We start from the raw sequence: 15,218 nt of genomic DNA, 5'->3' as shown, positions 1-15,218 counted from the left end.
TTTTTTGAAAAAATTTGATGGTTGTGAAATCCTTTTTCTTCAGTTTTTGCATAGATTGTTTAAAAAAAAACCATACTATAGTTGAATAAAAATTTCATTGTAGCGAAAGCGAGGCATTAGAATGAAGGCAACAGGAATTGTTCGTCGTATTGATGATTTAGGGCGTGTGGTTATTCCGAAAGAAATTCGTAGGACGCTACGTATTCGTGAAGGCGACCCGCTTGAAATTTATACGGACCGTGAAGGTGAAGTCATATTAAAAAAATATTCGCCCATCAATGATTTGGGTGAATTTGCAAGAGAATATGTTGAAACACTTTATGAAACATTAGGAACACCAGCATTTGTCACTGACCGCGATGAGGTAATCGCAGTTGCAGGGATTGGTAAAAAGGAATATATTAACCGTCGCATTACATCCTTTGCGGAGAGCTTCATGGAAGAGCGCTCAACAAAAATAGAAAAAATGGAGACAACGATTGAAATTGTCCCTGGGCAATATGAGCAAGTGAAATCGTATTGTGCGACACCTATTATGGTGAACGGTGATCCGATAGGTTGCATTATTGCCTTATCTAAAGTACATTTTGTCGGTGAAGTAGAGGTAAAAGTAGTGGAAACAGCTGCAAACTTCTTAGCTAAACAAATGAATAGTTGATGCATGGAAAAGTTATTGCGATGACCTTTAAGGCTGAACAATAACTTTTTTGCGTACATAAAGATTGGTCAATATAGGAACAGTATAGCTCCTTAGCGCGTCAAACTTTTGAGATATGCTATACTATTGGCATTGTTAAGAAGGAAAGAGGGCAATTTATGTCGCAACGTTTTGGCATGAAAAGCTACATGAAAGGTGCCGCCTTATTGACAATAGCGGCTCTTATTGTAAAGGTTCTTAGTGCAATTTATCGTGTACCTTTTCAAAATCTAGTTGGAGATGAAGGCTTTTATATCTATCAACAGGTATATCCAGTTATATCGATTTTCGTTGTTTGGACATCTAGTGGCTTTGCTATAGCCATTTCTAAAATGCTTGCAGATAATGATTGCATTGTTGATACAATAGAACGTAATCAAAGACGAAGCACTATTATGCGTGTGGTTTTTCGGTATTTGACGGTGTTATCGCTACTGTTTTTTGCTGTTTTATTTGGAGGAGCTGAAAAAATTGCCCAATTGATGGGAGATGCTCAATTAGCACCATTGATTCGCTCAGGCTCATTTGTAGTATTGGTTATGCCAGCATTGGCTATTTTAAAAGGTGGCTTCCAATCTAGAGGCATTATGGAGCCGATTGCTTATGCCCAAGTCCTCGAACAAGCGGTAAGAGTTACTGTTATTTTAGCAGGAACATTTATCATTATGACGACTACTAAATCCCTTTATGGTGCAGGTGAAATGGCTGTTATTGGTACTGTAATTGGTGAAATTACGGCCTTGTTATTACTTGCCTATATCTCATATAAACGTTTTGGGCTAAAGCTAACTAAACTACAACTACATCCTATTTCAAGTTTGCCCATTGTTAAAGAGGTGACATGGCTAAGCTTAAGTGTCAGTATGAGCGGTCTTCTACTACTTGGATATCAGCTTGTCGATTCGTTTACGATATATTCAGCATTAATTGATAATGGCATGAATCCTACAATGGCGAAGGAAACAAAAGGTATTTATGATCGTGGACAACCTTTAGTTCAACTAGGTGTTGTCATTGCATCCTCATTGTCGCTTGCTATTGTTCCGCTTGTTGCTCATTTATCTAAAAAACAAGAGGGGCGCAGTGCAGTTCCATTTATACAATTAACGTACAAAGCGTCCATACTATTCGGCTGGTCTGCAGCCTTGGGTTTAATGCTAGTTATGCCGTATTTAAATGAAATGCTTTTCAAAACGAATACTTTATCCGAAGTATTAATCGTCTATGTATTCCAAATTGTACCATTATCGATTATTCTTACATTTACAGCGATTTTACAAGGCTATGGAAAATTAAAAAAGCCAGCTCTATTTTTAATGCTAGGTTTTCTGCTAAAAATGATACTGAATGTACGATTAATCGGTTGGTTAGGTGTATTAGGAGCGGCTATCGTAAATGATATAGGATTATTATTAACAGCGATTTTACTAATTATTTATTTAAAAACATTGACTGGCATTCAGCTAGCATCTGTCGATTTTTATAAAAAAGTTGGGACAGCCTCTTTCAGTATGGCAGTCGTTGTACTTGTCTGGTTACAGTTTGTATCGGCAATCTTAAGCCATTCACTGTCTTCACGTATGGTAGCTATGGTGACGGGTTTAACAGCTGTATCCATAGGGGCATTTGTTATGCTGACTGTCATTGCGAAGAAACGAGTATTAATGGAGAAAGAGTGGTATTTATTGCCGTTTGGACGTAGAATGGCTGTTTACCAACTTTGGCTCAATTCAAAGAAGTAGGTGTGAATATTGAAAACTTTAACAATTATTGGCTTAGGTGCAGGGGATTTTAATCAGCTGCAAATGGGTGTTTATAGAAAATTAAAGGCTGCTAAAAAATTATATGTACGTACGATAGATCACCCAGTATTAGAGGAATTAGCAGCAGAGGGTGTTAAATTCGAAAGCTTTGATAAAGTATATGAAAAACATGATGCATTCCAGCCTGTCTATGCGGAAATAGCAAATGCACTTATTGAAGCTGCTGCTGTTGAGGATATTATGTATGCTGTGCCAGGCCATCCATTAGTTGCAGAACAGACAGTGCAACTGCTTATTGCAGCAGCGGATGAAGGCAAAATTAAGTTAGTTATTGAGGGTGGTCAGAGTTTCTTAGATCCTATTTTTGGTGCATTAAAAATTGATCCAATAGAAGGTTTTCAATTGCTTGATGGTACCAGTTTTTCAATGCATGACATCAACATGCGTCAACATATTTTGATCGCGCAAGTATACGATACATTTAGTGCCTCGGAAGTAAAGCTAACGTTGATGGAGAAATATGATGACGAGTACCCTGTGACGGTTGTGACGGCTGCAGGGTCTGCACAAGAACAGATTGTTACGGTACCTCTCTATGAACTCGATCAAAGTGTAGAAGTTAATAATTTAACAACAGTCTATGTACCACCTGTCAAATCGCAAGAAGAGGCATTAAAAGATTGGACAACATTCCGTCAGATTATTGCAACGCTAAGAGGTCCAAATGGCTGTCCTTGGGATCAAAAACAAACACATGAGTCGTTAAAAAAATACTTACTTGAAGAAGCACATGAATATTTGGCTGCTATAGATGCTGAGGACGATTTTGCAATGATCGAGGAACTTGGTGATGTGCTATTACAAGTATTTTTACATGCACAAATTGGAGAAGATGAAGGTTACTTTACGCTTGAAGATGTGTTAGCTTCCATTAGTGAAAAAATGATTCGCCGCCACCCACATGTTTTTGGTGATGTTGCAGTGGAAGATGCGGACGATGTTGTGGCCAATTGGGAGGATATTAAGGCTGAAGAAAAGGGTACTAGCGATAAACCACTATTAGACGAGGAGTATAGAGCCTCTTCTGCATTACAAACAGCATATAATTACCAAAAAAGAGCTGCAAAAGTGGGCTTTGACTGGCCAGATGTGGATGGGGCATGGGATAAATTTATTGAGGAGTGGCAGGAATTTCGCCAGGAAGTAACGAAAGGCTCTAATGCATCCCGTTTGGATGAATTTGGTGACGTGTTGTTTACACTAGTAAATTTAGCGCGTTTCTACAAACTGTCACCAGAAGAGGCTATGCTACATGCAAATGAAAAATTTGCACGACGTTTCGGTTATGTAGAGGAACAGGTAAAGATCAGTGGAAAGTCTTTTTCCGATTTTACATTAGAGCAATTAGATGCATTTTGGAATGAAGCAAAGCGACTAGAAAAGGAGTAAAAAGATGAGACTAGATAAATTTTTAAAAGTATCCCGTTTAATAAAACGCCGCACTTTAGCGAAAGAGGTGGCAGATCAAGGTCGTATCACAATCAATGATAAGGTAGCGAAAGCTAGTAGTACAGTAAAAGCAGGAGATGAGCTAGCTATTCGTTTTGGTCAAAAAATAGTGACTGCACGTGTAGAAGAATTACGTGATACGGTGAAAAAAGAAGATGCCGCAAAAATGTTTACCATTTTGAAGGAAGAAAGACTAGAAAAGGTTGAACCTGAATTTATTGATGATGAGGATTAAAGTTAAATTTATTTTTTAAACCTCCTAATGTTGTCCCACCTTTCTTTTGTGGATGAAAGTATTACACAACTTAAATAAAGTTGTCATGCTTTGAAGGTTGTCCGCATAAAGTGAACAGAAGCTAGGACGACTAAAGGAGGAAAAAAATGACGCTACATCAAGAAAGTAATCGTTACACAATTCCATCTGGAGAGCATATTTTAACGATTCGTAATCGTAAAAGAATGGACATGACTTCTGTAAAATCAATTGAACGCTTTGATCAGGAAGAGTTTTTCATTAAGACGTCCCAAGGGCACTTGTTAATTCGCGGAGAAGAACTGCATATCGTTCATTTAGATGTTGATAAAGGATTATTGACGCTTGAAGGAACTGTAAAAACCTTACAGTACGACGAGGAGGAAAGTGGCTTCTCGAAAGGTTTCCTTCATAAGTTATTTGGATGATTGTTAGTGAACAATTATATCAATTAATTGTCATGGTTTTGAGCGGTATAGCAGTTGGTTTCATTATTGATAGTGTAAGGCTCGTAGTTTTTTCAACTCCAAAAAGGTCAAGCCTTCGAAAGTGGATGATGATTGTTGAATTAATAACATGGATTCTACTTGGGGGAGCGACATACTATTTATTATTTTGGCTAAAAGACGGCGCTTGGCGGGCTTATGACCCGCTAGCGCAAATAGCCGGAATTTTTTTGTATCAATCGTTATTTCAAAATTTTTTACGTTTCATTGCTAGAATTGTGGTGAATATAACTTGGAGACCCTTCTGGTTCATTGTACGCTTCATAGTCGCTGTTATTCGACAAATTTTGCAGCTATTCATAAATATAGTAATGTTTGTTATAAGACCTTTTGTCAAAATTTATTCCTATTTGTCCTACACTTTTTTTAAAAAATTACGATATTTGAAGTATAATAGAAAGCAACAATAATTTTCGGAGGTGCGGGCATGACTAGACGTCATTCATCAGATGATGAACAACAAAATTTCACGAAGCTTGATAATGACTATGTCCGTAACACGGATAGAGCTATAAATCGCAAACAGCAGGCTCGTAAACGTAAATTGCGTCGTATTGTCTTTTTTGCGATTGTACCAGTCATTATTATCGCTCTTCTCTTAAATGTGCTATCACATCAAAATGAAACTTTAGCAGCAAAAGAGAAATTAAAGAAAGAAGCGAATCAGCATCTCACTGAATTGAAAGAAGAACAAGATACATTAAATCTTAAAATCAAACAATTACAGGATGATGAATATATCGCAAAGCTATTAAGAAAAGAGTATTACTTATCTGATGAAGGTGAGATTATTTTTATCATTCCAGATAAGGAAGATAAAAAAGACGACTGAAAAGCTGTGTATTGTTGACACTCTTTTATTGTTATATATAATGAAAAGAGAAGCTTAATGCAATAAAAGGTTTGATTAAATTGATTACATGGCTCAAATGAGTCGCTTAATTTTTAAGGAGGAGCATTTTTTTTATGTCAATTGAAGTAGGCAGCAAGGTACAAGGTAAAGTAACAGGAATCACAAATTTTGGAGCATTCGTTGAGCTGCCAGATGGCAAAACAGGCTTAGTTCACATTAGTGAAGTTGCTGACAATTATGTAAAAGATATCAATGAGCATCTAAAAGTTGGAGATGAAGTTGAAGTAAAAGTGATGAATGTTGAAGCGGACGGGAAGATCGGTCTTTCAATCCGTAAAGCAAAGCCTCAAGCTGAGAGACCAGAACGTCCAGCACGTCCACGTCGTGATAATCGTTCTAATGATCGTAACGAACGCCACCAGCCAAAAGAAAATTTTGAGCAAAAAATGGCACGCTTCTTAAAAGATAGTGATGAACGTCTAGCAACACTTAAACGTGCTACAGAATCAAAACGCGGAGGTCGCGGAGCTAGAAGAGGGTAGTTTGCTGACTGTTTTAATCGTAGAAAAAGTGTATGAAATAGAGTTGGGATTAGCTTTTTAATAAAGCTAATCCCTTTTTTTCATTTACCTACAAAGTAGAAGAAGGTCTCTTTTTCTTTTTTGTGGGGTTTATTGTTTTTTCATCGGCAGAAGCTATGGATGTTTTCTCCACTGGATGAGTAACCATTTTGACAAGTAAGAAAACACCATATACACTCACGGCAAGTCCACAAAGTAATAGGATTATTTGAACAAAAAAAGGTAAATTAATAAGAATTGAAATAAGAATAATCATCGAGCCACTTCCGCAAATTAACGCGGCTTTTGTTAATGCACTCAAGGGAATTTAACCTCCTAAAAAACACTCTTTTCTTTAGTATGCCATATTTTTATACGCAGTCACATAGCTATAAATGAACAGACGGATAGATGGGAATAGTGACAAAATAGATTACAATAAAAATAGGCGCCTCAGAATTTAGTTCTGAGGCGCCTATTTGAGATGACCCGTACGGGATTCGAACCCGTGTTACCGCCGTGAAAGGGCGGTGTCTTAACCACTTGACCAACGGGCCTACTATGGTGGCGGCCGAGGGGATCGAACCCCCGACCTTACGGGTATGAACCGTACGCTCTAGCCAGCTGAGCTAGGCCGCCAATTACTATATGGAGCGGAAGACGAGGTTCGAACTCGCGACCCCCACCTTGGCAAGGTGGTGTTCTACCACTGAACTACTTCCGCACAGTCGTTTAAGCAACAAGTTAAATAATACAAGCCAAACGTGCTAGTGTCAAGTAGGTTTTTTAAAAAAATATATTTCGTAAAAACTAGCATAGAAGAGTATTTTAGCGGATTTTTTGTTCTTACGTAGAAATGTATCGTGGTAACAGTTGAATAAAGTGATTGATAGCTCATAGAATGCCCTCGCACTAAGCTTTAAGATGAATAGCAAGTCATTACAATTTTGTTTTTATAAGTGGATTTTTCAACGTTTTTCATGAATGTTAGGCTGTTGCGAAAGAAATTGTTGCCAATTCTCGTATTTATGAATAGCTATTAGTCGAAATATTTATATTTTTTTCTGTCAACGTCAGACAATCTTTCCGCACATAATTTTTTATAATAACCAAAAGTGCGGAAAGGGGATAATTAAATGACAAGTATTGAATGGTATAATACAACGAATGTAGATGACCAAAAGATCGGTATGAAAAAGAAGCAGATCCTAATAGGTTCTCTCTTTTTTTTAACCGCCTTTTTCTTAGCTCAATCTGTTGTATTTGAAGCAGCTGTACCGTTCTCAGTTCCTTTTTGGGCCATTATTCGAACAAAGTATAGGGAGTATGCCAAATTCGTTTTATTCGGTAGTTTAGCAGGTTGTTTTTTCCTTGGTTTTGGACAAGTCTTCATTCTAGCGTTACAAATTGTTATGTATGAATGTATCATGCGTTTCCGTTACTGGCAGTTGCCCCAAAGTATTGCGGTGTCTTTAGCTGTATTACTGGTACAAATAATGTGGCAAGGGGTGATGTATCAAGGCTTACCACCAGTGCTTGTACAATTTTATGTAGGCTGTGAGGCAGCTCTAGCTCTTATTATGACGCTGTTTATGCAAGTGCTATTTGTTAACTCGTATGAATGGTTTACGAGTCATTGGACATATGAGAAGCTAGGCTCTGGATTAGTCGTGTTTGCTGCCATGCTTACTGGGATGCAAGCAGTTGTGATTAGCTATTTCTCACTCCCCATTTTTTTATTGCAGCTTTTTATCTGTTTTGGTGCATTGGTTGGCAGTGTCCCATTAGCAACAGTAATCGGAGCAGTGCTGGGAACTCTTATCGGTATTGCTAAGCTTTCATTTACCGGGATGCTTTCAGTTGCGACCTTAACGGGGCTGTGTGCAGGAATGGGAGCTAAAGGTGGTAGATTTGGTGTTGCGATCGGTAGTATTTTGCCAAGTGTCTTTTTTTTATTTTATGACGCCACACTGCCTTTAGATAGCGTGTATTTTACCTCCATTGCCATCGGGAGCATTCTTTTTCTAACGATCCCAAAGAAATATTCAGATAGGGTGAGGGACAAGCTTTTCCCACAACGTGAGGAGATTTTACTGGCACGACAGAATTGGTTAACCGAACATGTAACGTATAAATTAGAGCATTTTCAGCATTTTGTACAATTCATGAAGGAGCTTGTATTTGATCGCTTTATGACGGTTCCAGTTGAAGCTGCGAAGGAAGTATCTCCAATGAACACTTGTTTAAGCTGTTTCCGCTATGAACATTGCTGGGGTGCTAAAAATAACGGTATGGACAAGCTTGTGACAGACTGGTTTCATATGAAAGGAGTAGGCAAGGAATCAGCTATTCATCGTGTAGAAGAACAAATACGGTATAAATGCGTAAAATCGACGAAGATTTTCGAGGAATTAGATACAGAGCTTTATAGGGAACGCATTAATGGGCAGTACTTTCATGGTAAAAAAATGATTGCCCTGCAACTTCGTGATATGAGTAACCATTTAAACCAGTTAATCGCTGAGATGAAGGAGGATGCAATTTCATTTGTTAGTGTAGAAAAGGATATTGCTGAACGCTTAAAGGATGCCAATATTGAATGTTTTCAACTAGATGTGCTTAGCAATAAGCCAGGTGCAAGAAAGATTGTTTGTGCTTTAGCACCAGCACGTGTCAACTGGGAGGAAGATACAACATTAGCTGAACGCATGATTCTGCCAATTCTTTATGAGATTTTCGATGAACCTTTTGAAATAGAAAAAGTAATAGCCTGTGAAATACCGTTTCGTCATGTTCAAATATGCTTTAGATCAGCTATTAGCTTTGAAGTAGAGTATGATATATATAGCATGTCGAAAGATGCAACACTATATTCTGGAGACTCTCATGCCCTCTTCCAATTGCATCCAGGACTATTTGCCATTTTGCTGTCTGATGGTATGGGGCAAAATAAAGAAGCACAACATGAAAGTAGAAAATTGATCCACTTGATGCGAGAGTGTCTTAATTACAATATGAATCCGGAAACGGCGATGCATACATTGCATTATGTTATGTCATTAAAGCAACAGGATGATATGTATGCAACACTTGATTTTGCACTTGTTGATTTACAGCATGGTGATTTGTGGTCGTGGAAGGCTGGAGGTATGTCGACCTATATTTTACGTGGAAAAGAGGTGCTGAAAGTTGAAAGTAATGCAGCACCTGTAGGATTTTTATCTATTTCAACAGTAGAAGCTGAAAAAAGAAAACTGAAGGCAGGAGACGTTATTTTAATGCACTCAGATGGCCTGTTTTCAAGTGTAGATGATTGGGATGAGCAAGAGGAAACATTTTTAGCTTTTGCACAGCAGGTTGCCAGTACAAATAAAACCATTCAAGAAAAGCTAACAACGATCATGCAATCATTCCAAGGGTATTTCGAAATAGAAGATGACTGTACAGTATTAATGTTAGAGGTGACGCATGTTGTACCGACATGGGCTGTCTTTAGACCAGCTCAGTATTCTATGAGTAATTCATCTTAAAATAACAACGAAAAGGGGAGGAGAAGCGTTTGTCATTTGAATTAAAGGTCAAAACATTTATTGAAGAAGAGCAATTATTACAGCAAGGCGATCATCTTCTCATCGCCGTTTCGGGTGGGGTAGACTCTATGGCGTTACTCCATTACTTTATCCAAACACAGGCGCAGTGGAACATTCAGGTGGAAGCAGTACATGTCGATCATATGTTGAGAGGGCAAAACTCTGCTGCAGATAGAGCATTTGTCCAAAAGTATTGTGACGACAATGGTGTTTACTTACATGCTACAGATATTCCAATACCTGCAATTATGGCACAGGAAAATGGTAATACACAGTTAATTTGTCGTAGGGAGAGGTATCGATATTTCAAAGAAATCTTGAGAAAAACAAATGCCAATAAGCTTGTAACTGCACATCATGCGGATGACCAACTGGAGTCAGTATTAATGGCCCTTACAAAAAATGCAACAATGAACAGTATGCAAGGCATACGTCCTCAACGATGTTTTGAAGGCAAATCATTAATTCGTCCGTTTTTAACGGTTACAAAGTCTGAAATAAGGGAATATTTACTTAGAAAAGGTTTGGATTATCGAGAAGATGCTAGCAATTCCAAAGACACCTATGTACGCAATCGCTTTAGACATCATGTGGTGCCTTTACTGGAGGCAGAAAATCCGAGAGTGACTGAGCAGGTGGCCCATTTCACAAAGCAATTGCAAGAAGACGATACCTTTTTAATGACATTAGCCCAAGATGTATTTTCTCAAACCATCATAAGAAGTAACGAAAATACATATAGCATGGAAATTGAGGCTTTTCAATTGGTACCACTTGCTTTACAAAGGAGGCTCATTTTAATACTATTAAACTATCTTTACAAAGATTCAAATACGATACAAAGTTATGCTTTATTGACTTCAATTTTAAAGCTTTGTGATACAACAGCAGGGTATGCTGAAATTCACTTGCCTGAAGATTTTCTAGCAGTTCGCCTTTACGGGAAATTAACGATTCAGAAGAATAAGCCATTAGAAGGCCAAACATCTCCTGAGAAACAAATGATTACGGCTGCTGATGGATGGACAACACTGACAAATGGTGAACGCTTATGCGTAGTCAATTTGCATGATTTATCGTCTGAATTGCTGACGGATACTGCACAGCTTTTTTATTTTAACGCTAGCAAACTCCAACTACCGCTCTATATTCGAGCACGCAAGGACGGAGACAGAATGCTGTTAAAAGGAATGGATCAGCCAAAACGCTTATCTCGCCTTTTTATAGATGAAAAGATTCCTTTAAATGAGCGAAATAGCTGGCCGTTACTGATTTCTCAATCTGATGAGGTGGTAGCGGTAATTGGTGTGCGTATGGGAATATTTTTTTCAACCACTCCGCAACCAAACGATGATACAGTGCTCATCGTAGACTAAGGTCTTTGTAAAATATTTCACCATAATTGGTTGAAAATTTTTTGATACATCACGAGGAGGAATCGATATGTTACAAAACGACATCGAAAAAATTATGATTACAGAAGAACAACTGCAAGAAAGAATTGCACATTTAGGTGCACAATTAACAGAGGAATACAAAGATGCATTCCCATTAGCTGTTGGTGTGCTTAAAGGAGCAATGCCATTTATGACAGACCTAATGAAACGCTTCGATTCTTTCATCGAATTGGATTTTATGGATGTTTCTAGTTATGGTAATGCTACTGTGTCATCGGGTGAAGTGAAAATTTTAAAAGATTTAAACACAAGCGTTGAGGGACGTGACGTATTAATTATTGAGGATATTATCGATAGTGGTTTAACGTTAAGCTATTTAGTAGATTTATTTAAATACCGCAAAGCAAAGTCCATCAAAATTGTTACATTATTAGATAAACCATCAGGCCGTAAAGTGGACTTATCTGCTGACTATGTTGGTTTTGAAGTGCCGGATGGCTTTGTTGTAGGGTATGGCTTAGATTACGCAGAAAAATATCGTAATTTACCTTATATTGGTATACTGAAGCCTGAAGTTTATTCTTTCTAAGTTACAAAAACCAGCTATAAATGCAAAGGCCTCCAGCGCAAGTCATGTATTTTTCGTTATGTTTAACATAATTCAAAATCTTGACACAATGTTCAGCTATATCGAGTCCAAGGAACAGGTACAATTACGCTGGGACATATAAAGATGGCCTAAAACTGTTTTGATAACGGCAAAAGTGAACGAAACATTTTTTAAGTAGGGCTTTTCGTTGTATGATGAAATCATGATATGTTAAGATTTTACTTATAATTTTTCTGTTTGTAATGAGGAGGCTGGAGATGAATCGAATATTTCGATATACCATATTTTATTTACTGATTTTCCTAGTGATTATCGGTATTTTTGGTACTTTCAATAGTGGAAATTCACCAACGAAAGAGTTATCTTATCATGAGTTTCAACAAGCTCTAGATAAGAAAGAAATAACAAGTGCTACAATTCAACCTGATAAATCAGTTTACATCGTTGAAGGTACACTGAAAGGTTATGAGAAGGGTCAAAGCTTTACAGTGAATATCCCTCGTGAAAACCAATCTTTAATGGACCGTATCGATGAGGCTGCTAAGGATAAAGATAGTAATATTAGTTTTTTAGCAGCACCAGAAACAAGTGGATGGATTCAATTCTTTACAGGAATTATTCCTTTCATCATCATCATTTTCTTATTCTTCTTCCTAATGAGCCAATCTCAGGGTGGCGGTAATAAAGTGATGAGCTTTGGTAAAAGTAAAGCTAAACTTTATGATGACCAAAAGAAAAAAGTTCGTTTTACAGATGTAGCAGGTGCTGATGAAGAGAAAGCAGAGCTTGTAGAGGTTGTAGATTTTTTAAAAGACCATCGCAAGTTCACTGAAATCGGTGCACGCATTCCAAAAGGTATCTTACTTGTCGGTCCTCCAGGTACAGGTAAAACATTACTTGCACGTGCAGTGGCAGGCGAAGCAGGCGTTCCTTTCTTCTCAATTTCAGGTTCTGACTTCGTAGAAATGTTTGTCGGCGTCGGTGCATCACGTGTTCGAGATTTATTTGAAAACGCGAAGAAAAACGCACCATGTATCATCTTTATCGATGAGATTGATGCGGTTGGTCGTCAACGTGGCGCTGGTCTTGGCGGTGGTCATGACGAACGTGAACAAACACTGAACCAATTATTGGTTGAAATGGATGGTTTCGGAGCAAATGAAGGTATTATTATCATTGCTGCAACAAACCGCCCAGATATTTTAGATAAAGCGTTATTACGTCCAGGTCGATTTGACCGCCAAATTACTGTAGGTCATCCTGATGTAAAAGGGCGCGAAGCAATTCTTAAAGTACATGCACGTAATAAACCTTTAGCAGATACAGTTGATTTAGCTGCAGTTGCTCAACGTACTCCAGGTTTCTCCGGTGCAGATTTAGAAAACTTACTAAACGAAGCAGCACTTGTAGCAGCTCGTAAAAGTAAACGTACGATTAGTATGGCGGATATCGATGAAGCCTCTGACCGAGTAATTGCGGGTCCAGCTAAAGCAAGTCGAGTATACTCAGCTAAAGAGAAAAAACTGGTATCCTTCCATGAGGCTGGTCACGTAGTAGTAGGTCTTGAGCTTGATGAAGCGGATACAGTGCACAAAGTAACAATTGTTCCTCGTGGTCAAGCGGGTGGATATGCGATTATGTTACCGAAGGAAGAACGTTTCTTTACAACAAAGCAAGAGCTCTTAGATCGTATTGCAGGCCTTCTTGGTGGTCGTGTAGCTGAAGAAATTGTTCTTGGTGAAGTTTCTACTGGGGCACATAACGATTTCCAAAAAGTTACAAGCATTGCTCGTGCTATGGTTACCGAATACGGAATGAGTGAAAACCTTGGTGCTATGCAATTTGGTTCAAGTCAGGGTGGCAATGTATTCCTTGGTCGCGACTTTAATTCAGATCAAAATTATTCTGACTCAGTAGCCTATGAAATTGATAAAGAAATGCAAAAAATTATTGATACACAATATGAGCGTACAAAACGCATCCTAACGGAGAAACGTGATTTGCTTGATTTAATTGCCAATACTTTAATGGAGAAAGAAACATTAAATGCACAGGAAATCGAACATTTACGTGATCATGGTATTTTACCAGAGCCAGAGGTCGTAGAAAGTATTGAGGAGAGCACTCCGAAAATTGAAGCGAAGCCAACATTAGATACTATTGGTGAACCAACTGTTGAAAAAGAGCTACTTAGCAAAGAGCCTAACCCAACAACTTTAAATCTGGCAAAAGAAAGTAAAGAACCAAATGATGCTCCTAAAGGTATCGATGAGAAACGTGATTAAAGTAGAAAAGACTGTTTACTAAAATTAGGTAAACAGTCTTTTTCTTTGCCTTTTCTTGCTAATAAGCATTAGGATATATTTATGTAAGACAGTTACATATAACTCTGCTCTTAGGGTGGAGAGAAGATGTAAAGTTAGTGAAAACAGATTGGAGTGTTTAACGTGGGAAATGTAACATTGAATAATGGACTTAAGATGCCTTTGGTTGGTTATGGTGTTTTTCGAGTACCTGAAGGAGATGACCTAGCAGAAGCCGTAAAAACAGCTATTGCTAAAGGTTATCGTAGCATTGATACAGCACAAGTATATCGCAATGAAGAAAGTGTTGGTCGTGGAATACAAGCCGCAATTGAAGAAGGTTTAGTAACTCGTGAAGAACTATTTATCACATCCAAAGTTTGGAACGATGGTCTTTCCTATGAAAAAACACTTGCCGCATATGATAGCAGTTTAGAGAAAATGGGATTAGACTATTTAGATTTGTATTTAGTGCACTGGCCAGGAATTGATCAAAATTATATTAAGGTTTACAAAGCACTAGAAAAAATTTATCAAGATGGTCGAGTACGCTCAATTGGTGTTAGTAATTTCCATGTGCATCATTTAGAAAGCCTTTTGAAGGAAACGACTGTTATTCCTGTTATTAATCAAATTGAATTTCACCCACATTTAACACAAGAGGAAGTACGTGCCTATTGTGAGGATAAGGGTATACAGGTGGAGGCGTGGTCTCCATTGATGAATGGCTCTCTACTTGAAGAAGCGTTGATTCAAGAATTAGCCTCTAAATACAGCAAGACACCTGCACAGATTGTGTTACGCTATGATGTACAGCATCATGTTGTCACAATTCCAAAGACGATGACACCGGCACGTATGTCTGAAAACCTTGATGTTTTTGACTTTGCGTTATCTGAGCAAGAAATGACACAGTTGGATGCATTGAATGATGGTCTACGTTGTGGTCCAGATCCAGAAAAATTTAATTTTAAATGATTTTCAAAGGGGCTGCCTAGTTTAGGGAGCTCCTTTTTAAAGAAGCTTTCATCGTTATAGATGAACATCCACTGAAAAAATAAAGTAAGCATTCCGCTCACGCCTTTAGAGGAAGGAGATGAATGCTGAATCAAGGTAAAAAGTATGGTATCATTTTCTAAAGTATTTTATCTTCATTTCAATTAGATTGTAGCTGTCA

General features: G+C 38.0%; 14 protein-coding genes and 3 tRNA genes. 13 read left to right on the top strand and 4 right to left on the bottom strand.

Features of this window, described 5'->3' with window-relative positions; translation table 11 throughout:
* The first annotated feature begins 121 nt into the window (after positions 1-121).
* From spoVT to MHI34_RS06885, 8 genes are all read left to right on the top strand, one after another.
* On the top strand, positions 122-658 hold the full coding sequence (gene spoVT / locus MHI34_RS06920; protein ID WP_036122344.1) for a stage V sporulation protein T: 537 nt from the start codon (positions 122-124) through the stop codon (positions 656-658).
* Positions 659-816: 158 nt separating this feature from the next.
* Positions 817-2,439: an oligosaccharide flippase family protein gene (locus tag MHI34_RS06915; protein ID WP_036122352.1), complete on the top strand. Its 1,623-nt coding sequence runs from the start codon at positions 817-819 to the stop codon at positions 2,437-2,439.
* A gap of 9 nt (positions 2,440-2,448) precedes the next feature.
* Positions 2,449-3,909, top strand: coding sequence for a nucleoside triphosphate pyrophosphohydrolase (gene mazG, locus MHI34_RS06910; protein WP_342504289.1), 1,461 nt, complete (start codon positions 2,449-2,451; stop codon positions 3,907-3,909).
* Positions 3,910-3,913: 4 nt separating this feature from the next.
* Complete coding sequence (locus tag MHI34_RS06905; RefSeq protein ID WP_036122359.1) at positions 3,914-4,204, top strand: RNA-binding S4 domain-containing protein; 291 nt, start codon at positions 3,914-3,916, stop codon at positions 4,202-4,204.
* Positions 4,205-4,350: 146 nt separating this feature from the next.
* A complete protein-coding gene (yabP, locus tag MHI34_RS06900; protein WP_004229167.1) occupies positions 4,351-4,650 on the top strand; it encodes a sporulation protein YabP in 300 nt (99 codons plus the stop codon).
* Complete coding sequence (yabQ, locus tag MHI34_RS06895) at positions 4,647-5,138, top strand: spore cortex biosynthesis protein YabQ (RefSeq protein WP_036122364.1); 492 nt, start codon at positions 4,647-4,649, stop codon at positions 5,136-5,138. The genes yabP and yabQ overlap by 4 nt, the downstream gene beginning before the upstream one ends.
* A gap of 17 nt (positions 5,139-5,155) precedes the next feature.
* Positions 5,156-5,560 carry a septum formation initiator family protein gene (locus MHI34_RS06890; RefSeq protein ID WP_036122366.1) on the top strand — a complete coding sequence of 135 codons (405 nt, stop codon included), beginning with the start codon at positions 5,156-5,158 and terminating at the stop codon, positions 5,558-5,560.
* A gap of 134 nt (positions 5,561-5,694) precedes the next feature.
* Entirely contained in the window at positions 5,695-6,123 is a 429-nt protein-coding gene (locus MHI34_RS06885) for a S1 domain-containing RNA-binding protein (RefSeq protein WP_004229154.1), read from the top strand.
* An 88-nt stretch (positions 6,124-6,211) separates the two neighbouring features.
* Here the strand turns inward: MHI34_RS06885 and MHI34_RS06880 are convergent, their stop codons facing one another.
* The 4 genes from MHI34_RS06880 to MHI34_RS06865 form a co-directional block, all read right to left on the bottom strand.
* Positions 6,212-6,463, bottom strand: a complete 252-nt coding sequence (locus MHI34_RS06880; protein WP_036122369.1) for a hypothetical protein — start codon at positions 6,461-6,463, stop codon at positions 6,212-6,214.
* Between the two features lie 163 nt (positions 6,464-6,626).
* Positions 6,627-6,698 (bottom strand) — tRNA-Glu (locus MHI34_RS06875).
* 5 nt (positions 6,699-6,703) lie between these two features.
* Positions 6,704-6,780, bottom strand: a tRNA-Met gene (locus tag MHI34_RS06870).
* 10 nt (positions 6,781-6,790) lie between these two features.
* Positions 6,791-6,865: transfer RNA gene (locus MHI34_RS06865), tRNA-Gly, on the bottom strand.
* 412 nt (positions 6,866-7,277) lie between these two features.
* Between MHI34_RS06865 and MHI34_RS06860 the strand changes: the two genes are divergently transcribed.
* From MHI34_RS06860 to MHI34_RS06840, 5 genes are all read left to right on the top strand, one after another.
* Entirely contained in the window at positions 7,278-9,671 is a 2,394-nt protein-coding gene (locus tag MHI34_RS06860) for a SpoIIE family protein phosphatase (RefSeq protein WP_342504288.1), read from the top strand.
* Between the two features lie 29 nt (positions 9,672-9,700).
* Positions 9,701-11,107 carry a tRNA lysidine(34) synthetase TilS gene (gene tilS / locus MHI34_RS06855; protein ID WP_036120667.1) on the top strand — a complete coding sequence of 469 codons (1,407 nt, stop codon included), beginning with the start codon at positions 9,701-9,703 and terminating at the stop codon, positions 11,105-11,107.
* 67 nt (positions 11,108-11,174) lie between these two features.
* Positions 11,175-11,717 carry a hypoxanthine phosphoribosyltransferase gene (gene hpt, locus MHI34_RS06850; protein WP_036120670.1) on the top strand — a complete coding sequence of 181 codons (543 nt, stop codon included), beginning with the start codon at positions 11,175-11,177 and terminating at the stop codon, positions 11,715-11,717.
* A 278-nt stretch (positions 11,718-11,995) separates the two neighbouring features.
* Complete coding sequence (gene ftsH, locus MHI34_RS06845) at positions 11,996-14,023, top strand: ATP-dependent zinc metalloprotease FtsH (RefSeq protein ID WP_036120673.1); 2,028 nt, start codon at positions 11,996-11,998, stop codon at positions 14,021-14,023.
* A gap of 195 nt (positions 14,024-14,218) precedes the next feature.
* Positions 14,219-15,019, top strand: coding sequence for an aldo/keto reductase (locus MHI34_RS06840; RefSeq protein ID WP_051891624.1), 801 nt, complete (start codon positions 14,219-14,221; stop codon positions 15,017-15,019).
* Positions 15,020-15,218: the final 199 nt, after the last annotated feature.

Origin of the sequence: Lysinibacillus sp. FSL L8-0126, from assembly GCF_038630385.1 — a bacterium.
GTDB lineage: Bacteria > Bacillota > Bacilli > Bacillales_A > Planococcaceae > Lysinibacillus > Lysinibacillus fusiformis_D.
This window is presented reverse-complemented; position numbering and strand designations above follow the sequence as displayed.

Coding starts and splice junctions, on each gene's coding strand:
- spoVT (WP_036122344.1), top strand. CDS start 122: ATGAAGGCAACAGGAATTGTTCGTCGTATTGATGATTTAGGGCGTGTG.
- MHI34_RS06915 (WP_036122352.1), top strand. CDS start 817: ATGTCGCAACGTTTTGGCATGAAAAGCTACATGAAAGGTGCCGCCTTA.
- MHI34_RS06905 (WP_036122359.1), top strand. CDS start 3,914: ATGAGACTAGATAAATTTTTAAAAGTATCCCGTTTAATAAAACGCCGC.
- yabP (WP_004229167.1), top strand. CDS start 4,351: ATGACGCTACATCAAGAAAGTAATCGTTACACAATTCCATCTGGAGAG.
- yabQ (WP_036122364.1), top strand. CDS start 4,647: ATGATTGTTAGTGAACAATTATATCAATTAATTGTCATGGTTTTGAGC.
- MHI34_RS06890 (WP_036122366.1), top strand. CDS start 5,156: ATGACTAGACGTCATTCATCAGATGATGAACAACAAAATTTCACGAAG.
- MHI34_RS06885 (WP_004229154.1), top strand. CDS start 5,695: ATGTCAATTGAAGTAGGCAGCAAGGTACAAGGTAAAGTAACAGGAATC.
- MHI34_RS06860 (WP_342504288.1), top strand. CDS start 7,278: ATGACAAGTATTGAATGGTATAATACAACGAATGTAGATGACCAAAAG.
- hpt (WP_036120670.1), top strand. CDS start 11,175: ATGTTACAAAACGACATCGAAAAAATTATGATTACAGAAGAACAACTG.
- ftsH (WP_036120673.1), top strand. CDS start 11,996: ATGAATCGAATATTTCGATATACCATATTTTATTTACTGATTTTCCTA.
- MHI34_RS06840 (WP_051891624.1), top strand. CDS start 14,219: ATGCCTTTGGTTGGTTATGGTGTTTTTCGAGTACCTGAAGGAGATGAC.